The organism is Streptomyces sp. NPDC044033 (assembly GCF_056434425.1).
This window is the reverse complement of the sequence record NZ_JBWKFF010000019.1, coordinates 147,477-167,217: the sequence shown is the minus strand read 5'-3', so window position 1 is coordinate 167,217 and position 19,741 is coordinate 147,477. Positions and strand designations below refer to the sequence as shown.

Genomic DNA, 19,741 nt, shown 5'->3' with positions numbered 1-19,741 from the left:
AAATCCCAAGACTTGCGTTCGGTTGTGTTCGATTGAACCCCTGAGGAGGGGGACATGGCACAGTCATCGTTCAGTGGTTCGGCCGAGCGGCACGGGAGCGCGGGACATCGGATGTCCCGCCGGACGCTGCTACGGGCCACCGCGCTCGGCACCGGAGCTGTCGCCCTCCCCGCGCTGCTCACCGCCTGCGGCAACGGCCCCGATGGGGGCGGCATCACCCTGGGCTCCAATGCCTCGGACCCGGTGCCCAAGAAGGCGTTCGCGGAAGCCTTCGCCGCATATGAGAAGACATCGAAGAAGAAGGTCAGAGTCAACACCGTTGACCACAACAGCTTTCAGGGGAACATCAACCGGTATCTCAAAGGCAGCCCGGACGACGTATTCATGTGGTTCGCCGGCTACCGGATGCAGTTCTTCGCGAAGAAGGGGCTGCTCACCGACATCAGTGATCTCTGGCCGGGATTCCAGGGCTTCTCGAAGGCGCTGAAGGACCAGTCCACCGGCGAGGACGGCAAACAGTACTTCGTGCCGTACTACTACTATCCGTGGGCCGTGTTCTACCGGAAGAGCGTCTTCCAGCAGCACGGCTACGAGGTGCCGAAGACCTTCGACCAGTACACGGCGCTCGCCCGCCGGATGCGGAAGGACGGGATCGTACCGATCGCCTTCGGCGACAAGGACGGCTGGCCCGCCATGGGCACCTTCGACTACCTCGACATGCGCGCCAACGGCTATGACTTCCACCTCTCGCTCATGCGCGGCAAGGAATCCTGGACCGACCCCAGGGTCAAGCACGTATTCGACCTCTGGCGCGGCATCCTGCCCTACCACCAGCAGGGCGCCAACGGCCGCACGTGGCAGGAGGCCGCCCAGAGCCTCGCGCGGAAGAAGGCCGGGATGACCGTGCTCGGACTTCCGCACCCCGGCCAGCAGTTCAGCGCGGCCGACCGCGCCGACCTCGACTTCTTCCCCTTCCCGGAGATCGACTCGCGGTACGGCCAGGACGCGGTGGAGGCGCCCGTCGACGGCTTCCTCATGTCGAAGAAGGCCAAAAACAAGAAGGGCGCGAAGGATCTGCTGAAATACCTCGCCACACCGGTCGCCGAGGAGCGCTATCTCAAGAGCGACCCCAACAACGTCGCCGTCAACGACCGGGCGTCCACCGGCTCGTACAACGCGCTGCAGAAGAAAGCCGCCGAACTCATCTCCGGCGCCAAGCAGATCTCCCAGTTCATGGACCGCGACACCCGGCCCGACTTCGCACAGACCGTGATGATCCCCTCCATCCAGCGCTTCATCAACGATCCCGGCGACATCGACGGCCTGCTGAAATCCATCGAGTCGCAGAAGAAGACCATGTTCGCCGGCGACTAGGAGCCATGCGCCGTGCCTTCCGCCACCACACGGCGCGCCCGACGGCGCGGACAGCGGAGATTCACCCGCCGCGACCTCGCCGTCATCGGCGTGCTGCTGGGCATACCCGTACTGCTCGATCTGGCCATCATCTGGGGCCCGACCCTCGCCTCCGTCGGCCTCTCCTTCACCAGCTGGGACGGGATCGGCGACATCAAATGGGTCGGCGGGCAGAATTACCACGACCTGTTCACCGACTACCCGCCGTTCTGGCCGGCCGCCCGCAACAACCTCCTGTGGCTCGCCTTCCTCGGGCTGATCGCCACCCCCTTCGGGCTGCTGCTGGCCGTACTCCTCGACCGCGGCGTCCGCTTCAGCCGCTTCTACCAGTCCACCCTCTACATGCCGGTGGTGCTCTCGCTCGCCATCGTCGGCTTCATCGCCCAGCTGATCCTCTCCCGCGACCAGGGAGCGCTCAACGCCGTCCTCGCCCGCGGCGACCCGGTGGACTGGCTCGGCGACCCGGACCTCAACATCTGGATGATCCTGATCGCGGCGGGCTGGCGGCACACCGGCTATGTGATGATCCTGTACCTCGCCGGGCTGAAGTCCGTCGACCCCTCGCTCAAAGAGGCCGCGGCCATCGACGGCGCCGGCGCGCGCCAGACGTTCTTCCAGGTCGTGCTGCCCACCCTCCGCCCGGTCAACGTCATCGTCGGGGTCATCACCGTCATCGAGGCGCTACGCGCCTTCGACATCGTCTACGCCGTCAACCAGGGCCGCAACGGACTGGAACTGCTCTCCGTGCTCGTCACCGACAACATCATCGGCGAGGCCGGCCGCATCGGATTCGGCTCCGCCATCGCCGTCGTCCTGCTCGTCGTCTCCATGGGGTTCATCGTGGCCTATCTCGTCCAGGAGCTGAGAGGGGAGAAACGCCGGTGACCGCCTCCGCCCTCACCACCCGCCGCCGCGTACGCCCGGGCCGCCTGGGCCTGCACGCCTTCCTCCTCACCGTCTCGGCAGCCTTCCTGGCACCGCTGCTGCTGGCGGTCTACGCCTCGCTCCGCCCGTACGAGGAGACCGCCGAACACGGCTACTTCTCGCTGCCCCGCCACCTGTCCTTCGACTACTACCGCCAGGCGTTCAGCGACTCGGGGATGAGCAAGTACTTCGCCAACTCGCTGATCATCGCGGTCCCCGGCGTACTGATCACGCTCTTCCTGGCGTCCTTCGTCGCCTTCGCCGCCTCCCGGCTGCGACTGCGCGGCGCGACCGTGCTGCTCATCGTCTTCACCGCGGGCAACCTGCTGCCGCAGCAGGTCATCGTCACCCCGCTGTACGTACTCTTCAACCGCATCCCGCTGCCCTACTGGATGTCCGACTCGCTGACGATGTACGACTCCTACTGGGCCGTCATCGCCGTGCAGATCGGCTTCCAACTCGGCTTCTGCGTCTTCGTCCTGGCCAACTTCATGCGCACCCTGCCCATGGAGATCCTGGAGGCGGCGATCGTCGACGGCGCCGGGGTATGGGCCCAGTACTGGCGCATCACCCTGCCGCTGTGCCGCCCCGCACTGGCGGCGCTGGGCACCCTGCAATTCACCTGGATGTACAACGACTTCCTCTGGGCCCTCGTCTTCATCTCCAACGGCGACAAACTCCCCGTCACCTCGGCCCTCAACAACCTCAGAGGCCAATTCTTCACCGACTACAACTTGCTCGCGGCGGGCTCGGTGATCGTCGCGCTGCCGACGATCCTGGTGTTCCTGCTGCTCCAGCGGCACTTCATCGCGGGGCTGACGCTGGGGGCGAGCAAGGGGTAGCGCGGGGGCGGAGAAAGGCACGTCAAGGGGCGGCACCGAGCGGGGCCGTGGGGCCGGCTGCCCGGTCGAAGACGAAACCCAGGTCGAGCCCGTGTGGAGCGCCCAAGCCCTGGCCCTTCGGGGCCACCCGCCAGTCCAGTCGGTACGCCCACACCTCGCCGCCGCCCGCGGCCTGGGCCTCGGCCGGCCGGATCGCGGGCAGCCGCCAATTGCCGGCGGTGATCAGCATCTGCTCCAACTCGGCCGTACCGGCCGACGGATGCAGCCGCCGGTAGCCGTCGCGCAGGCGCTCCAGCTCGGCGGGGCCGATGCCGATCAGGCCGCTGCCCACGATCCGTACCAGCCGGTCGGGCATGGCGTCGAACAGTTCCTGTTCGTCGTGGTTGCTGCCCACCAGCACTCGCACGCCGGCCGCCGAGCCGGCCGCGAGCGCTTCCAGAGGCTGCCGGGGGACGGTGTTCCCGTCGACCACGGCGCGCAGCGGTGCCATGACGCCGGCCGTGGCGACGACCCGGCTCTGCGCCCGGACCAGTTCCTCGACGGGGCCGTCCGGAGCTCGTACGCCTTGGCCCGGTCCAGACCGAGCTCGGCGAGGAGCGCGTCGGTGAACTCCCGTGCCCATTGGTGCCCGTGTGAGACTTGCGCTATGACGGCACACCTGATCGCGGTGATCGGCAGCAGCCCCGGAGTCGGCAAATCGACCCTGTGCGGCGCCCTGGCCCGCTGGCTGCGCGGCACCGGCGCGAGTGTTGACCACTTCCAGGAGGCGGACATCCTCACCCGGCCGGCCTTCGGCGCCGTGGCCGAAGAGTTCGCCGGAGGAACCGGCAGCGTACAGCCCGAAACCCTGGTCAAGGCCGTCCGGACATATGTCTCGCAGGCCCGGGCGGACGGCGTGGACGTGCTGGTGACGGACGCGCTGATCCCCTTCGTCCCCTCGCTGGTCGCCTGGGGCCACGACGAGCCGACGATCTCCGCCGTCGTACGCGACTTGGTGGAGGCCGTCGAGCCGACCCGGGTGACCGTGGTGTACCTGCGCGACGACCCCGACGCGGCACTGCGGCGCGCGATTGACCGTGAAGGGCCGCAGTGGGCGGACTGGTTCGTCGGCCGGCTCGCCGGCTCACCCGGCACGCGCTCCGTGGACAGCCTGGCGGCCGCCGCCGACCACCTGCGCCACGAGGCGCAACTGACGCTGCGGCTCCTGGCGGCGACGCCCTGGTCCGTCGTGACCGTGGACGTTGGGGGCCGTTCCGCGGCCGAGGCCGAAGAGCGCGCCCGGCGCGAACTCGCCGGACCGCTCGGGGTGTAACCGGCGGCGCGCCGTCGCCCGATGTGCGCCCCCGCGCACATATCGGCGCTCGACCGGTAGCCGTGTGCCCCCGCGCCGCCCCTTCGCCCCTTTACCCGCAGAGCCGCTCGCACGCGTTTTCGTGGCAAGGTGTTCCGGGCAATTCACAGGGGGCTACGCAGAAAAGGGGGCACCGTGATCGTCTGGCTGAACGGTCCGCTCAGTGCGGAGAAGACCCGCACGGCGCGAGAACTGGTGAGTCTGATTCCGGGCAGCACCCTCTACGACCCGGGCGTGATCGGCGGACTGCTCCGCGCGCTGCTGCCGCCGCACCGGCTCGGCGACGCCGTCGACCATCAAGACCTGCCCATTTGGCGGCGGCTGGTCATCGATGGCGCCGCCGCGCTGCTCGCCGAGGTCGGCGGGGTATTGGTGGTTCCGTTGGCACTGTTCCGGCAGGAGTATCGCGACGAGATATTCGGCGGGCTCGCGGCTCGCCGCATTCCCGTGCGGCATGTGCTGTTGTCACCCGATGAAACGGCCCTGCGGTCGCGTGTCCTGAACCATGCGGAATTCCGGGCGGCATCGACGGGAAACACGGAGTACGCGGCAAGCGCGGACAACGCCGCGCACGCCGAGAACGCCGCGCACGCCGAGAACGCAGAGAAGGCGCGGATCGGCCCATGCGCGTCCGAGCACATCGCGCGCTATCGCGAAGCGCTGCCGTGGATCGGCGCCGACGCCTATGTCCTGGACACCGGCTCCCTCACCCCCCGCCAGACCGCGGAGCGGATAGCCGAAGCCGTACGGACCGGTGCGGCCGGCTGTTGCGAGATCGTGCAGACCCCGGAGCCGAAGGCCGAGACGACCGCCGCCGGAGTGCTGCTCTTCGACGAGGACGACCGCGTACTCCTCGTCGACCCCACATACAAGCCCGGCTGGGAGTTCCCCGGCGGCATCGTGGAACCGGGAGAGCCGCCCGCCCGCGCCGGCATGCGCGAGGTCGCCGAGGAACTGGGCCTCGAACTGGCCACCGTCCCCCGGCTGCTCGTCCTCGACTGGGAGCCGCCACGGGCCCCCGGCTTCGGCGGGCTGCGCCTCCTCTTCGACGGCGGCCTGCTGCCCCGCGACAGAGCGGAGCGGTTGCTGCTGCCCTGCGCGGAACTGCGCGGCTGGCGCTTCGTCACCGAGCACGAGGCCGCGCGGATGCTGCCGCCCGTACGGCAGACCCGGCTGCGCTGGGCGCTGCGCGCACGCGAACAGGGACGCCCGCTCAATCTCGAAGCGGGCGTCCCTGTCGGCTGAGGCGGCGGGGGCGGGCGGCCGAGAGCGTGAGACGGACGACACCAGCGGCCCGCCCGGCCCGGCACCCCGAGGCGGCCGATACCAACCGCCCTGCCCCGGCACCTCAACGCGTGAGCCGGTCGGGTCAACGCGAGAGCCGGTCGGGCCCGGTGGCCCGCCCCGCCCCTGTCAGCGCTTGCTGTCCGCGTAATTGATGAGGAAGACCGCCTCCGCCAGCGAGAGCCGCTCCAGCTCCTCGGGCGAGACGCTCTCGTTGACGGCGTGGATCTGCGCCTCCGGCTCGCTCAGCCCGATGAGCAGGATCTCCGCCTCGGGGTAGAGCTGCGCCAGGGCGTTGCACAGCGGGATCGAACCGCCCATGCCCGCGGTCTGCATCTCCTCGTCCGGGTACGCGACCCGCATCGCCTCGGCCATCGACACGTACGCCGGGCTGCCGGTGTCGGCCCGGAACGGCTGGCCCTCGCCGATCTGCGCGACCTCGACCCGCGCGCCCCAGGGCGCCGCCGACCGCAGGTGGGCGGTCAGCAGCCCGGTGGCCTCCGCCGCGTCCTGGCCCGGCGGCACCCGCAGGCTCACCAGCGCCCGCGCGCCGGCCTGTACGGACGGGGTGGCGCCGACGACGGGCGGGCAGTCGATGCCGAGGACGGTGACGGCCGGGCGCGCCCAGACGCGGTCGGCGACCGAGCCGGAGCCGATCAGCCCGACGCCGTCGAGCACCCTGGCGTCCTTGCGGAACTCCTCCTCCGGGTACTGGAGCCCCTCCCAGGCGGCGTCCGCGGGCAGCCCCTCGACCGTCGTCGAGCCGTCCTCGGCGCGCAGCGAGTCGAGTATCCGGATCAGCGCCGCGAGCGCGTCCGGTGCCGCGCCGCCGAACTGGCCGGAGTGCAGATTGCCTTCGAGGGTGTCGACCTGGACGCGGACGAGGGTCATCCCGCGCAGCGTCGCGGTGACGGTCGGCAGGCCCACCCGGAAGTTCCCGGTGTCGCCGATGACGATGGTGTCGGCGGTGAGCAGCTCGGGGTGCGCCCGCGCGTACTGCTCCAGGCCGCCCGTGCTCTGCTCCTCAGAGCCCTCCGCGATCACCTTGACGCTCACGGGCACGCCGCCGTGCTCCTTGAGCGCGCGCAGCGCCGTCAGATGCATGATCAGCCCGCCCTTGCAGTCCGCGGCGCCACGCCCGTACCAGCGGCCGTCGCGCTCGGTCAGCTCGAACGGCGGCGAGAGCCAGGCGGCCTCGTCCAGCGGCGGCTGCACGTCGTAGTGGGCGTACAGGAGCACGGTCGGCGCCCCCTCGGGGCCGGGCAGAAAGCCGTAGACCGACTGCGTGCCGTCCGGGGTGTCGAGCAGGGCGACGTCCTGGAACCCCTCGGTGCGCAGCGCCTCGGCCACCCAGCCCGCGGCGGCCTCGCACTCGCTCCGGGGGAACTGGTCCGGATCGGCGACCGACTTGAAGGCCACCAGTTCGGCCAGCTCGGCCTTGGCCCGCGGCTGAAGGGAGGCGACGGTCCGGGCGAGCGCGGGGTGGGCGGTCGGCGGGGTCGAGGCGAGCTCCATGGAACGCTCCTTGTGGGCGCGACGTTATGTCCATACGTGGGTGTCCGTATACGGGGTTCGTGCGTACGGACGATTCGGGGGTTCGATCTTCCCACAGGGGGATCGCCGTACGGCGGGCCGTAGGATGCGGGCGACAGCCGGAGCCAGGCAGCGAGCGGGAGTAGAAGCACAGGTGAGCAGCGACAACGCAGCCCAGGACAGCGGAGCGACCGACGAGTCGGTGTGGGACGTCGTGGTGGTGGGTGCGGGGCCCGCCGGGGCCTCGGCCGCCTATGCCGCGGCCGTCGCCGGCCGCAGGGTGCTGCTGCTGGAGAAATCCGAGCTGCCCCGCTACAAGACCTGCGGCGGCGGCATCATCGGACCGTCCCGCGACTCCCTGCCCCCCGGTTTCGAGCTGCCGCTGCGGGACCGCGTGCACGCCGTCACCTTCTCCCTCAACGGCAAACTCTCGCGCACCCGCCGCTCCAAGCAGATGCTCTTCGGGCTCATCAACCGGCCGGAGTTCGACGCCTCCTTGGTGGAGACCGCCAAGGAGGCGGGCGCCCAGGTGCGTACGGGCGCGACCGTCTCGCGCGTCGAGCAGCACGGCTCGTCGGTGCCCGACCGGCGCACCGTCGCCGTCGTGCTCGCGAACGGCGAGATCGTGCTGGCGCGCGCGGTGATCGGCGCGGACGGCAGCGCGAGCAGGATAGGGGCGCACGTCGGCGTCAAGCTCGACCAGGTCGACCTCGGACTGGAGGCGGAGATCCCGGTACCGGCGACGGTGGCGGAGGACTGGGCGGGCCGGGCGCACATCGACTGGGGCCCGATCCCCGGCAGCTACGGCTGGGTCTTCCCCAAGGGGGACACCCTGACCGTCGGGGTGATCTCGGCGCGCGGCGAGGGCGCGGGCACCAAGCGCTACCTGGAGGACTTCATCGCCCGGCTCGGCCTCGCGGGTTTCGAGCCGAGCGTCTCCTCCGGACACCTGACCCGCTGCCGTTCCGATGACTCGCCGCTGTCCCGCGGCCGGGTGATCGTCTGCGGCGACGCGGCCGGGCTGCTGGAACCGTGGACGCGGGAGGGCATCTCCTTCGCGCTGCGTTCGGGGCGGCTCGCGGGGGAGTGGGCGGTCCGCATCTCCGAGGCGCAGGACGCGGTCGACGCGCGCCGCCAGGCGCTCAACTACGCCTTCGCGATCAAGGCCGGGCTCGGCGTGGAGATGGGGGTGGGCCGGCGGATGCTGGCCGCCTTCGAGCGCCGCCCCGGCGTCATGCACGCGGCCGTTACGAGCTTCCGGCCCGCCTGGCAGGCCTTCGCGAAGATCACCCGGGGGACGACGACGCTCGCCGAGCTCGTACGGACCCACCCGATGGCCCGCCGGGCGCTCACCGCGATGGACCGGTCGCAGACGGGGAGCCGGGGCGGGAGCCGGGCGCAGGGCCAGGGCCAGGCGGAGGAGCAGCCGGAGGGCCGGACGGAGAATCAGCCGGGGACGCAGGCGGGGTAGGGGCGCGGTCGCCTGACCTCGCGTGCGGTATGAGCTATGCGGTATGAGTTATGCGGTCTGGGGGGCGGGCGGCCGTGGGCCGGCGCCATCGGACTGGCGCCCAGCCGTCAGCCTGACCCTGCTACTCCCCGGGGAGTACGGGCGATCACCACGCGTGGCTGACGCGCCCGGCGGCAACCCCGTCTAGCGTTGCCGGCATGAGCAGCGAGAGGCGGGTGCCGTGGGCGCGGCGGGCGCGTGAGCGCGGCCGCCATGAGCGCGGCGACGGCCCGTCGCGGGGGCGCGAACCCGACGGGGCCCCGCCGTGGGCGCGTGAGGGCGACGGTGGCGGCCCGCCGTGGGAGCGGTGGCTCAGCCACCCCGCCGAGCGGCTGCCCTGGATCTCCTCGCTCGCCGTCGCGGTGATCCAGCAGGTCGGCACCGGCTTCGCCGCCCATGGCCAGCACGGCCGCGTGGCCGTCGACCTGTTCGCCAGGGCGCTGCTCCTGATCGGACCGCTCTTCATGGTGGTGCGCCACCGCCACCCGGCCCTCGCGGCCTTCGGCGCGTCCGCCGCCGCCACGGTCTACATCGGCGCGGGCTACCCGTTCGGGCCGGTCTACTTCAGCGTCGTCATCACCTGCTCCGCCGCCGTACTCGCCGGATGCCGCCGCGCGGCCTGGGGGGCGGTGGCCCTGCTGTGGACCGGCCAGGTGATCGCTTCGCACTGGCTCTACCGCTGGCTGCCGCCATCCGGCGACGGCCCCGGCGGCTGGGTATCGGACTCGGGGAGCGCGGCCTGGCTGCTGGTCGTCATCGCCGTGTCGGAGCTGGTGCGCGGCCGGCGCGAGCAATGGGTGCGCGACCGCGCGGAACGGGCGGCGGCCGAGCGCCGCCGCGGCGACGAGGAGCGGTTGCGGATCGCCCGCGAACTGCACGACGTGCTGGCCCACAGCATCTCCGTCATCAACGTCCAGGCGGGCGTCGGCCTCGCGCTCCTCGACCGGGACCCCGAGCAGGCCCGTACCGCGCTCACCACCATCAAGGCGGCCAGCAAGGAAGCGCTCGGCGAGGTCCGCCAGGTCCTCGGCGCCCTGCGCGCGCCCGGCGACGCGCCCCGTTCGCCCGCGCCCGGGCTCGACCGGCTCCCGGAACTGACGGAGCAGGCGTCGAGCGCCGGGCTCACCGTGGACGTCGCGGTCGAGGGCATACGGGCCGAACTGCCGCCCGGTACCGACCTGGCGGCCTTCCGCATCATCCAGGAAGCCCTCACCAACATCGTTCGCCACTCCGGCTCGCGCACCGCGCGGGTACGCCTGCGGTACGCGCCCGACCTCCTCGAACTCCGCGTGGACGACGACGGCCCCGCGACGTCGGACGGAGCGACGGGCGGCGGCAACGGACTCGTCGGCATGCGCGAACGCGTCGCCGCGTTCGGCGGCGACATCGAGGCGGGCCCCCGGCCGGACGGCGGGTTCCGTGTCGTCGCGCGCGTTCCGCTCAGGGCGCCGGGCAAGGGCGGGCACGCGGCTACGGCGACCCCGCCCCAGGACAAGGAGACCCCATGATCCGCGTACTGCTCGCCGATGACCAACTGCTGGTGCGCGCCGGGTTCCGGGCGCTGCTCGACGCCGAGCCCGGCATCGAGGTGGCGGGCGAGGCGGCCGACGGCGAGCAGGCGGTGGCCCAAGTGCGCGCACTGCGCCCGGGCGTGGTCCTCATGGACATCCGGATGCCGGTACTCGACGGCCTCGCCGCCACCCGCCGCATCACCGAGGACCCGGCGCTGAACGAGGTGAAGGTCGTCATGCTCACCACCTTCGAGCTGGACGAATACGTCTTCGAGGCGATCCGCTCCGGAGCCTCGGGGTTCCTCGTCAAGGACACCGAGCCGGAGGAGCTGGTGCGCGCGGTACGGGCCGTGGTCGACGGCGACGCGCTGCTGTCGCCCGGGGTGACGCGCCGTCTGATCGCGGAGTTCGCCGCCCGCTCCAAGGAACCGGCCGCCGAGGCCGGGCTCGCGGAGCTGACCGACCGGGAACGGGAGGTGATGGCGCTGGTCGGCGTCGGCCTCTCCAACGAGGAGATCGCCCGGCGCCTCGTGGTCTCCCCGCTCACCGCGAAGACCCATGTCAGCCGCGCCATGGTCAAACTCGGCGTCCGGGACCGCGCCGGCCTTGTCGTGCTCGCCTACGAGTCGGGGCTCGTACGGCCGGGCTGGCTGGGGTGAGGGGGCGGGGGAGGGGCGGCGTGTCCCGACGAGCGGGGCGGTTGTACGGCCGGTGGGCCACGGCTCAGAACAGCGCGTCGGGGCCGGACGGTGCCGGAGCCCGTACGGTCACGGTGGTCGCCGCTCCGGGCGGCGCGGCCGACAGGGGCCAACCGGCCAGTTGCCGCGCGTCGGTCAGCAGCAGCCGGCCGTCGGCGGTCTCTACGTACAGGTCCGGCCCGGCGACCGCCGCCACCGTGCCCGCCAGCGTCCGGTCGGCCTCCGGCGCGACCGTGCCGTCGGGCGGACGCAGCCGCCCGAGGTGGAACGCCGCGTCGTGGTGGACCGGCCGGAAGTCCATGGAGGACAGCGACTCCGGCAGCCCGGGCAGGCCCCGCGCCCGCTCGTGCAGGGCCGCCAGTTCGGCCGCCCGGAGCGGTTGCGGCGGCAGCGCGTGGCGGGCGGAGCGCTTCGCCGCGTACGGGAACCGGTCCGGCACCGACAGCGCCGTGCCGAGTACGGCCTCGGCCCTTCGCGCGGCCATCAGCGGGCCGCGCCCGAGCAACGCGTAGGACAGGGCCGCCTGTTCGAGGAGGCGGACCCCTTCGCGCTCGGTGGCGGTGATGCCGACTTTGATCAAGTCCGGTCCGAACCAGGCCAGATAGACGTCGTACGGGCGCGGGTCGTCGGCGATGGTGTCGGCGGCCACCGAGTGCGAGCGGTCGAGCCGCGCGCACTGCGGACACTGTGCGGAGACCGCCGACGGGGACAGCGAGGCCCCCTCCGGACACGGCGTGTGCCGCCCGCCCCGCCGGACCCCGGTACAGCTCCGCCGCCCCCCGATGGTGAACGCCAGCGGTCTGCCCCGCGGCAGCGGCGAGGAACGGTCACCGCGGATCGGGTGGCGCCAGGACAGGGCGGGCCCCGAGTGGTCCCACCGCAGCCCCGTGCACTGCCAGTCCTCGCGCTCCGACCTCATCTCCGCACGGTAACCGAACAGCCCAGGACGCTCGCCGCCGGTCCGCGCCACGTCGCGGACCGGTCGGCATGCTGCGCAGCGCCGACCGGGGGGACGGGAGGACGGGGGACGGGCGGGTGGCGGCGGTCCGCAGGGCCGCGCCGGTCGAGCCGCCGGAACGCTCCCCGCCGGCCCCTACCGCGCCCCGCCCGCGGCACTCCGCCCGCCGACGGACGCCGTCCTCGCGTCCTCGCGTCCTCGCGTCACGACAGCGCACCGGTTTCCGGTTGCCGTCACGATGACGCCCTGGTCTCCGGGTGCCGTCACGACAGCGCACCGGCTTCCAGTTGCCCTCACGGCGACACCCCGGTTTCCGGGTGCGGCCACTGACAGCGCACCGCGTTCCCGGTGCTGTCACCGGCCGCGCGACTGTTTCCGGGTGAGGTAGGCGATCGCCGCGGCGACGGCGGCCAGCAGCGCGACCGTGGTGAGCGCGGTCGGCAGCGACCAGCGGTCGGCGAGGAAGCCGATGGCGGGCGGGCCGAGCAGCATGCCGCCGTAGCCGAGGGTGGAGGCGGCCGCGACTCCGCTCGGCCCGGCCAGTTCACCGGCCCGCCCGATGGCGACCGGGAAGATGTTGGCGAGGCCGATGCCGGTGACGGCGAAGCCCAGGAGCACCAGCCAGGTGGCGGGGGCGAGCGATCCGATCAGCATGCCCAGGGCGGCCGTCGAGCCGCCGGCGACCAACGCCCTGGTCTGGCCGAGCCGTTCGAGGAGTGTGGTGCCGGTCAGCCGCCCGAGGGTCATGGTGGCGGCGAAGACGGAGTAGCCGGCGGCCGCGAGGCCGGGCCCGGCGTGCAGGTCCTGCTTGAGGTGGAGCGCGCCCCAGTCGGCGAGCGCCCCCTCGCCGTACGCCGTGCACAGGGCGATGACACCGAAGACGGCGACCAGGCGGCGGGCGCGGCCCGTGAGCCGTGCGGTGGGCGCGGCCTCGGCGGCCGGAGCCTTCGGCGCGGCGGGGGAGTCCGCCGGGCGGGAGTCCGCCGGGCGGGAGTCCGCCGGGCGGGAGGGGGCCGGGCCGGGAGACGCTGCGCGGGAGGATGCCGTAGGGGGAGGCGTCGCGCGGGTCGGCGCCGGGTGGGAGAGCAGGATGCGGCCGGCGGCGGCCGTGAGGACCAGCCCCACCACGGTCAGTACCAGCAGATGGCGGGTGGGGGACAGCGCTCCGGCGACCAGCCCGCCCAGTCCCGCGCCGAGCATCCCGCCGAGGCTGAACGCCGCGTGGAAACTGGGCATGACCGGCCTGCGCAGGGCCGTGACGAGGTCGACGGCCGCCGCGTTCATCGCGACGTTGATCCCGCCGTACGCCGCGCCGAAGACCAGCAGTACCAGTCCGAGGGCGAGCGCGGAGTGCGTCAGCGGCGGCAGCGCGATGCTGAGCGAGAGCAGGACTCCGGCGACGACGGTGACCGGGTGGGTCCCGAAGCGGTGGCAGAGCCGGCCGGTCACCATCATGGTGGCGACCGCTCCGGCGGACACGCCGAGCAGGGCCATTCCCAGATCGCCCGTGGAGGCGCTGGTCTGCTCCTTGATCGCGGGGATGCGGACCACCCAGCCGGCGAAGATGAAGCCGTCGAGGGCGAAGAATATGGTCAGGGCGGTACGGAGGCGGCGAAGGGCGGGGTCGGGCGTCGTGGTGCGCTGGACCCCCGTTATGGCCGTCCGTATTTTGTTTAGCGTCGGCACAAAGCCAGAATAGGGGCGTGACCCAGAATCGGACAACACGACTGGAGCGGGGCCGTGGTGCCCTCGGCCCGGCGCTGGAGCTCGTACACACCGGCCGCGCGCCCACCCGCGCCGTGCTCACCGCCGAACTCGGCGTGACCCGGGCGACGGCCGGGGCCGTCGCCGCCGAACTGGAGGCGCTCGGCCTGATCCAGGTCGACTCGCGGCCGGCCGCCGCCGCGGGTTCCCAAGGGCGCCCCTCCCACCGGCTGTCGATCGCGCCCCGCGGGCCCGTCGTCCTCGCCGCCCAGATCCACGCCGACGGCTTCCGCGCCGCCCTCGTCGGGCTCGGCGGACGCCTGGTCGCCACCGCGCCCGGCTGCATGACCGTGCCCGCAGACCCCGCCCGGGTGATCGACGCGGTGGTCGAGGCCGGGGCCGGACTGCTGCGTGACAGTGGCCACCGCTGCCTGGGCGCGGGCCTCGCCGTGCCCTCCGCCATAGCGGAGCCCGAAGGCACCGCGCTCAACCCGATCCACGTGGCCTGGGCGGCCGGCGCCCCGGTCCGCGAACTCTTCGCCGAAAGCCTCGCCAAGGCGGACATCCCCGGACCGGGGAACGCCCCCACCGCGGGGTTCACGGGCAACGACGTCAACCTCACCGCCCTCGCCGAACACCGCCACGGCGCGGGCCGCGGCGCCCAGCACCTGCTGTGCGTGGCGACCGGCCACCGCGGCGTCGGCGGCGCGCTTGTGCTCGACGGCCGTCTGCACACCGGCAGTTCGGGGCTCGCCCTGGAGGTCGGCCACCTCATCGTCAACCCCGACGGCCCCGTCTGCCACTGCGGCAGCCGAGGCTGCCTCGACATCGAGGCCGACCCGCTCGCCTTCCTGGCCGCCGCCCGCCGCGCCCCCGGCCCCGAGGTCTCCCTGCTCCAGCAGGCCCGCGACCTCCTGCGCACGGAGTACGGCGACCCGGCCGTACGAGCCGCCGCCGACCTCCTGATCGACCGCCTCGGGCTGGGCCTCGCCAGCCTCGTCAACATCCTCAACCCCGACCGGATCATCCTCGGGGGCCTCCACCGCGATCTCCTGGACGCCGACCCCGAACGCCTGAGGGCTGTCGTCGCGGACCGCAGCCTGTGGGGGCGCAGCGGAGGGGTACCGATCCTGCCCTGCACGCTGGACCACCACAGCCTGGTGGGAGCGGCGGAACTGGCCTGGCAGCCGGTGCTGGACGACCCTCTGGCGGCGCTCGGCTGAGGCGAACGCCGCCGGATCCCGGCCGACGTTGCCAGGGCAAGGGTTCGTGAAGGTCAGGCCGGGGCGTGTCCGGCGGGAGCGTCGTAGACCAGGCTGTACCGCCAGAACAGGCGGCGCCGGAACCGGGCGCCGGGCAGCTCCCGCGCGGCCGCGCCCCGGATGTCCCGCAGGGTCTCCCGGGGAGCGGCGGTGGGCGCGGTCATGTGCGGGGGCGTCGCGTCGGCGGGGGCCGGATGCTTGACCAGCCCCATGACCGGATTGGCGAGCGCGGCCGGCAGGGTGGCGAGCAGGTCGACGGTTCCGGCCTCCTGATAGCAGCCGACGACCACGAGGCGCCCGCCCGGAGCGAGACAGCCGCGCAGTTCACGCAGGGTCGCGGCCAGCGGCAAGTGGTGCAGGACGGCGACCAGGGTGATGGCGTCGAAGCGCCGTTGCGGGTCGCGCCCCGCGAAGTCCGCTTGGACGACGGTGACCGCGGGGTCGTCGGCGAAGCGCTCCGCTGCGGCGCGGGCCGTCCGGGGGTCGGGTTCGAGCCCCGTGACGGTACCGGCCCGACGGCGCAGAAGCGCGGCGAGATTCCCCGTGCCGCACCCGACGTCGAGGGCGTGGCGGGCCCCGGACTTGGCCACTTGGTCGGCGACCCAGGGGCCGTAGTGGTCGTTGTGGCTCCAAGGATGCCGCTGGTTGAAACGGTGGAGGCGGGACAGTGACGGAGCCATGGGGCCACGGTAGACGGGAGCGGCGTTTCACCGGGTGCCCTCGGTGCCAGCGTGCCCTTGGCCACCTGCCGGGCGTATCGAGTCAGTGGCGGTGGACCTCGCGGGCGACGGGGTGCGCTCCCCTGAGGCGGTCGGGGCCGCCGCGGCGCGAAGGTGCGCAACCGGCGTGTGCGCAGGGCCGATTCCCGAATCCGGCATATGCCCAGAAGGGCTTTTGTGCCGATAGAATCTGGCCACGCCGCCGGGACTGGCCCCGTCGGCGTTCGACATCGGCCGCCCCGCTCCGCCGTGCGGCCACTGCACCATCCCCAGGGGGGGACTTCCATGCATGAAATCAGCAAGGGCGCCAACATCCGTTTAGCGGCCCTCAGTGAGAACACCGACTCCGTCATCGTGAGCCTCGGTTGGCACAGCCCGACGGGGGACGGGGACGCGGACGTGTCCGTACTGCTCCTCGACGCGCGCGGGAGAGTCCGCGACAACGAGGGCTTCTTCTTCTACAACAACCCGTCGGCCGCCGACGGCAGCGTGCAACTCCTGGGCCAGGTCCCGGCGGAGAACGGCAGCGAGGACCGCATTCAGCTGGACCTCACCGCGTTCCCCGCCGACGTCGACCGTGTGGTGATCGCCGCCAGCCGCCATCTGCGCGCGCACTTCGGCGCGTTGGAGAACCTGCGGCTGACGCTCGGCGACGGCGTCGGCGAGACGATCCTCGGCTTCTCGATCACCGACGCGGGCGTGGAGAGCGCCTTTGTCTTCGGCGAGATCTACCGCCGCGGCGAGGAGTGGAAGTTCCGGGCCGTCGGACAGGGTTACGACACCGGTCTCGCCGGTCTGGCCACCGACTTCGGCGTCGAGATCGACGATGACGACGACGCGGCGGAGGCGGGGGCCGACCGGGACGCGGCCGATGTGCTCGCGGAGGCCCCCGTCGCGTCCGAATCGGAGCAGCGCGCCGAAGAAACGATCCTCCCGGCGCCCGAAACCTCCGCTGCACCCGTACCCGGACCCGCGCCCGTACCCGTACGCGCCCCATCAGCCCCCGAGGCACCGGCCGCCACACCGGCCGCCACACCGGCCGCCGCACAGGAGGGCAATCCGGCCGCATCGGACGACAAGCCCGCCGCACCGCGCCGGCTGCGCACCGCGAAGAAGAAGGTGACGCTGCCCCGCACGCCCAAGAAGTCCCTCGCGGAGAACGAGGCATGGCGGCCCGCCCGGCTCTTCCCGGTCTCCTCTCTCAAGAGCGACCGGGAGCGCGAGGCGCGCGCCACCTCCATCCTGCTCTCCGTGATGGCCCAGGTCCCCGAGTTCGGGCGCAGGCTCACCGCCGCCTTCGGCGCGCCCGCCGGGCGCATGGAGACCTTCACCGAGGTCACCCTCCCCAACGGGGAGGAGCCCAAGCGCCCGGACGGCGTCATCCGGATCGAGCGCGCCGGGAAGCTGTGGACGGCCCTGGTCGAGACCAAGACCAACGGCAACGCGCTGAAGGACGCGCAGATCCAGGACTACATGGACATCGCCACGCGCCGCCGCTACGAGGCCGTCATCACCCTCTCCAACGACGTCGCCCTGGAAGGCCGCCCGCTCGTCGACATCAAGACCGACGGCCGCCGGAAGCACCAGGTCGGCCTCTGGCACCTCTCCTGGGCCGAAGTGGCCCACCAGGCCCAGATGCTGATCCGCCACGAGGGCGTACGCCAGGAGTCCCACGCCTGGCTGCTCCAGGAGCTCCTGCACTACCTCCAGCACGAGAGCTCCGGCTGCCACGGCTTCCAGAACATGGGCCCGGCCTGGGTCCCCGTACGCAACGGGATCGACGACGAAACCCTGTGCCGGGGCGACGCCCGCGCCACCCGCGTCGTCGAGAGCTGGGAGCGGCTCATCCGGCAGGTCTGCCTCCGGCTCGGCGGCGAACTGGGGGAGAAGGTCGTCCCCGTCCAGCGCGCCAAGCGCACCACCGACGCGCAGAGCCGGCGCGCGGCGCTCGCGGACCGCCTCTGCGACGAGGGGATACTCGACGCGGCCATCCGCGTCGAGGGGGCCGTCGGCCTCCTGACCGTCACCGCCGACCTGCGCACGGGCCGGCTGCGCACCTCCGTCGACATCCCCGTGCCCGCCCAGGGCTACCCGCTGAGCTGGGCGAAACGCCTGATCAAGCAACTCGCCGAGGCCCCTGCCGACCTACACGTCCAGACCCTCCTCGAAGGCGACGCGGCAGGCCCGCGCGGCACGTTGGAGAAGCTCCGACCCGAGCCCGGTGACCTGCTGCCGAAGGACGCCTCTCCCATCACGGGCTTCCGGCTGTCGCTCTCCAAGAGCATGGGCAGCACCCGGGGCAACGCCGAGACGGGGTTCATCCGCAGCGTCGACGCCGCCGTTGACCGCCTCCACTCCACGGTCCTGATCCAACTGCGGAGCACCGCCCGCCGCCCGGCCCCCGCCGACGCGCCCGAGCCGGTCTGACAGAGGAGCCGTACTCCAGAGAGAGCTGATCATGGCGGACTCGAACGACGGGCTCGCCTCCGCGCGGGCCCGCGCCCGGGTCGGCGGGCGCCGGCCACAGCTCACGGCCGACCAGGCCGAGCGCGCCCAGCAGTTCTACGACGCCCGGGAGAAGGCCGCCCAGCAGATAGCCGGCATGTTCAACGTGTCCCGTTCCACGGCGTACGGGCACCTCGGCAAGGCCAAGGCCAAGGCCGTGCCTCGCCGGCCGAAGAAGGCCGCCGCCGCGAAGCCCTGAAAGCTATCGGCGGGTTACTTGCTCCCTGGTGTCCAGCCAGGAGCGCAGGGCCCGTACGGGAGGCGGAGAGGGCGCGGGATCGCGGGCCCCGCCCGCCTGTACGGGCTGACGGACGTACGGGCGGGAGCCCGCGTACTCCCCGCGAGGTACGCGAAGTACCGCTGGCCGTACGACGACCGGCGGGTCCGCGAGAGCGATGCTCGGTGGTGTCGAGAGAAACCGCCACCACCGAGGAGCTGAACCCTCATGAACACCCTGGCCCAGAACTGGTCCGACGGCGGGCCCGGCCCGTGGATCCTCTTCTTCCCGCTCATGTGGGCGCTGGTCGTCGTCGGCGTCGTCACCCTGCTGCGCCGCACGGTGTGGCGGGGCCGGGGCGGACCGCGGCAGCCGAACGCCCCGTACACCGAGAAGTCCCCGATCGCTGTCCTCGGCCGCCGCTTCGCGGCCGGTGAGATCGACGAGGAGGAGTACTGGCAGCGCGTCTCCGTCCTTGAGGAGCACTTCGGCCCCGTCGCGAAGGAACGCTCCGCGTGATCTGCGGCAGCCCTCGCGCACCCTGCGCGCTCATGTCGCCCACGGGGGTGGCGGCATCAGCGCGCGGCGTGCGAACCGGACTGCCTCCGGGCCGCTTCCGGCCCCGGTCACTCAGCCCAGAACCGCCGACCGCGCGGGCGCGTGCTCGCGGAGCCCGCCGGTCCGGCGCGTCGGGGCCGGCTGTTCGAACGACACCGTGGTCTCGGGCGCGCACAGCGGAGTCGGCGGTTCGACGGCGACCGCGGGCGGCACGGGAAGCGTGAACCATACGGCTTTTCCGCCGCCGTCCTCCTGGGCCCGGATGCCCCAGCTCTCGCTGACCGCGTCGATCAGGGCGAGCCCGCGTCCGTGGGTGCTGCACTCGTCGGTGTCGGCGAGGCGCGGCAGCCGGGGGTCGTGGTCCTGCACCGAGACCGTGAGCCGGTCGAGCAGGAGGACGATCTCCACCGTGCACTGCTTGTCGGGTTCCGCGTGGCGGTGCACATTCGTCAGCAGCTCGGTGACTCCGAGCGCCGCGGGGTCGATGAGCGGATCGAGATGCCAGTACCGCAGTTGCGCGGATACGATTCTGCGGACCTGTCCGATCCGTGACGGCAGAGCCTGAAGCTCCACCGTGCAATGCCTGCTTGGCCGGCTGATCACGGCTGCGACTCCCTGAAGAAGTAGGGCTAGCCTGATACAGATGCGGGCTGAAAACGGTTCCTGCAGTGTGGTGGCTGCCGAGCCGGCCGACGGAGGCTGGGTCTCAGCGTTACCGCCGGTGAACCCTCAGTGATGCTGGTACGAGTCAA

The 19,741-nt window shown here is 72.4% G+C and carries 18 protein-coding genes; 12 read left to right on the top strand and 6 right to left on the bottom strand.

Annotated features, from left to right (window positions below; genetic code table 11):
• Positions 1 to 111 precede the first annotated feature (111 nt).
• The 3 genes from AC07AB_RS29780 to AC07AB_RS29770 are packed head-to-tail and all read left to right on the top strand — an operon-like array spanning position 112 to position 3,179.
• Positions 112 to 1,374 carry an ABC transporter substrate-binding protein gene (locus AC07AB_RS29780; RefSeq protein ID WP_478573187.1) on the top strand — a complete coding sequence of 421 codons (1,263 nt, stop codon included), beginning with the start codon at positions 112 to 114 and terminating at the stop codon, positions 1,372 to 1,374.
• A gap of 12 nt (positions 1,375 to 1,386) precedes the next feature.
• Entirely contained in the window at positions 1,387 to 2,298 is a 912-nt protein-coding gene (locus AC07AB_RS29775) for a carbohydrate ABC transporter permease (RefSeq protein WP_478573166.1), read from the top strand.
• Positions 2,295 to 3,179 carry a carbohydrate ABC transporter permease gene (locus tag AC07AB_RS29770; protein WP_478573163.1) on the top strand — a complete coding sequence of 295 codons (885 nt, stop codon included), beginning with the start codon at positions 2,295 to 2,297 and terminating at the stop codon, positions 3,177 to 3,179. The genes AC07AB_RS29775 and AC07AB_RS29770 overlap by 4 nt, the downstream gene beginning before the upstream one ends.
• A 22-nt stretch (positions 3,180 to 3,201) precedes the next feature.
• On the opposite strand, the gene AC07AB_RS29765 is transcribed toward AC07AB_RS29770, so the two are convergent.
• Positions 3,202 to 3,669 carry a hypothetical protein gene (locus tag AC07AB_RS29765; RefSeq protein WP_478573160.1) on the bottom strand — a complete coding sequence of 156 codons (468 nt, stop codon included), beginning with the start codon at positions 3,667 to 3,669 and terminating at the stop codon, positions 3,202 to 3,204.
• 156 nt (positions 3,670 to 3,825) lie between these two features.
• On the opposite strand from AC07AB_RS29765, the gene AC07AB_RS29760 reads away from it, so the two are divergent.
• Both AC07AB_RS29760 and AC07AB_RS29755 read left to right on the top strand, forming a co-directional pair.
• On the top strand, positions 3,826 to 4,491 hold the full coding sequence (locus AC07AB_RS29760) for an ATP-binding protein (protein WP_478573158.1): 666 nt from the start codon (positions 3,826 to 3,828) through the stop codon (positions 4,489 to 4,491).
• 174 nt (positions 4,492 to 4,665) lie between these two features.
• A complete protein-coding gene (locus tag AC07AB_RS29755; protein ID WP_478573156.1) occupies positions 4,666 to 5,775 on the top strand; it encodes an NUDIX domain-containing protein in 1,110 nt (369 codons plus the stop codon).
• Between the two features lie 168 nt (positions 5,776 to 5,943).
• Here the strand turns inward: AC07AB_RS29755 and AC07AB_RS29750 are convergent, their stop codons facing one another.
• Positions 5,944 to 7,329, bottom strand: a complete 1,386-nt coding sequence (locus tag AC07AB_RS29750) for a M20/M25/M40 family metallo-hydrolase (protein WP_478573153.1) — start codon at positions 7,327 to 7,329, stop codon at positions 5,944 to 5,946.
• A gap of 172 nt (positions 7,330 to 7,501) precedes the next feature.
• Here AC07AB_RS29750 and AC07AB_RS29745 point away from each other — a divergent pair, with 172 nt between their 5' ends.
• The 3 genes from AC07AB_RS29745 to AC07AB_RS29735 all read left to right on the top strand — a co-directional run bounded on the left by AC07AB_RS29745 (position 7,502) and on the right by AC07AB_RS29735 (position 11,027).
• On the top strand, positions 7,502 to 8,818 hold the full coding sequence (locus tag AC07AB_RS29745) for a geranylgeranyl reductase family protein (protein ID WP_478573150.1): 1,317 nt from the start codon (positions 7,502 to 7,504) through the stop codon (positions 8,816 to 8,818).
• Between the two features lie 197 nt (positions 8,819 to 9,015).
• Positions 9,016 to 10,365 carry a sensor histidine kinase gene (locus AC07AB_RS29740; protein ID WP_478573147.1) on the top strand — a complete coding sequence of 450 codons (1,350 nt, stop codon included), beginning with the start codon at positions 9,016 to 9,018 and terminating at the stop codon, positions 10,363 to 10,365.
• Positions 10,362 to 11,027, top strand: a complete 666-nt coding sequence (locus tag AC07AB_RS29735; RefSeq protein WP_478573144.1) for a response regulator transcription factor — start codon at positions 10,362 to 10,364, stop codon at positions 11,025 to 11,027. The genes AC07AB_RS29740 and AC07AB_RS29735 overlap by 4 nt, the downstream gene beginning before the upstream one ends.
• Before the next feature lie 64 nt (positions 11,028 to 11,091).
• Here the strand turns inward: AC07AB_RS29735 and AC07AB_RS29730 are convergent, their stop codons facing one another.
• Both AC07AB_RS29730 and AC07AB_RS29725 read right to left on the bottom strand, forming a co-directional pair.
• On the bottom strand, positions 11,092 to 11,985 hold the full coding sequence (locus AC07AB_RS29730; protein ID WP_478573141.1) for a DUF2797 domain-containing protein: 894 nt from the start codon (positions 11,983 to 11,985) through the stop codon (positions 11,092 to 11,094).
• 393 nt (positions 11,986 to 12,378) lie between these two features.
• Positions 12,379 to 13,710, bottom strand: coding sequence for an MFS transporter (locus tag AC07AB_RS29725; protein ID WP_478573138.1), 1,332 nt, complete (start codon positions 13,708 to 13,710; stop codon positions 12,379 to 12,381).
• Between the two features lie 17 nt (positions 13,711 to 13,727).
• Here AC07AB_RS29725 and AC07AB_RS29720 point away from each other — a divergent pair, with 17 nt between their 5' ends.
• Positions 13,728 to 14,951, top strand: coding sequence for an ROK family transcriptional regulator (locus AC07AB_RS29720; RefSeq protein WP_478573136.1), 1,224 nt, complete (start codon positions 13,728 to 13,730; stop codon positions 14,949 to 14,951).
• A 53-nt stretch (positions 14,952 to 15,004) separates the two neighbouring features.
• Here AC07AB_RS29720 and AC07AB_RS29715 read toward each other — a convergent pair whose 3' ends face one another.
• Positions 15,005 to 15,670 carry a class I SAM-dependent methyltransferase gene (locus AC07AB_RS29715; protein WP_478573133.1) on the bottom strand — a complete coding sequence of 222 codons (666 nt, stop codon included), beginning with the start codon at positions 15,668 to 15,670 and terminating at the stop codon, positions 15,005 to 15,007.
• Positions 15,671 to 15,994: 324 nt separating this feature from the next.
• Here AC07AB_RS29715 and AC07AB_RS29710 point away from each other — a divergent pair, with 324 nt between their 5' ends.
• From AC07AB_RS29710 to AC07AB_RS29700, 3 genes are all read left to right on the top strand, one after another.
• Entirely contained in the window at positions 15,995 to 18,136 is a 2,142-nt protein-coding gene (locus AC07AB_RS29710) for a TerD family protein (RefSeq protein WP_478573130.1), read from the top strand.
• A 31-nt stretch (positions 18,137 to 18,167) separates the two neighbouring features.
• Complete coding sequence (locus AC07AB_RS29705) at positions 18,168 to 18,413, top strand: hypothetical protein (protein WP_478573127.1); 246 nt, start codon at positions 18,168 to 18,170, stop codon at positions 18,411 to 18,413.
• A gap of 246 nt (positions 18,414 to 18,659) precedes the next feature.
• A complete protein-coding gene (locus tag AC07AB_RS29700; protein ID WP_478573125.1) occupies positions 18,660 to 18,950 on the top strand; it encodes an SHOCT domain-containing protein in 291 nt (96 codons plus the stop codon).
• 111 nt (positions 18,951 to 19,061) lie between these two features.
• Here AC07AB_RS29700 and AC07AB_RS29695 read toward each other — a convergent pair whose 3' ends face one another.
• Positions 19,062 to 19,592 (bottom strand): ATP-binding protein, encoded by a 531-nt coding sequence (locus tag AC07AB_RS29695; protein WP_478573122.1) that lies wholly within the window; start codon positions 19,590 to 19,592, stop codon positions 19,062 to 19,064.
• Between the last annotated feature and the right edge of the window lie 149 nt (positions 19,593 to 19,741).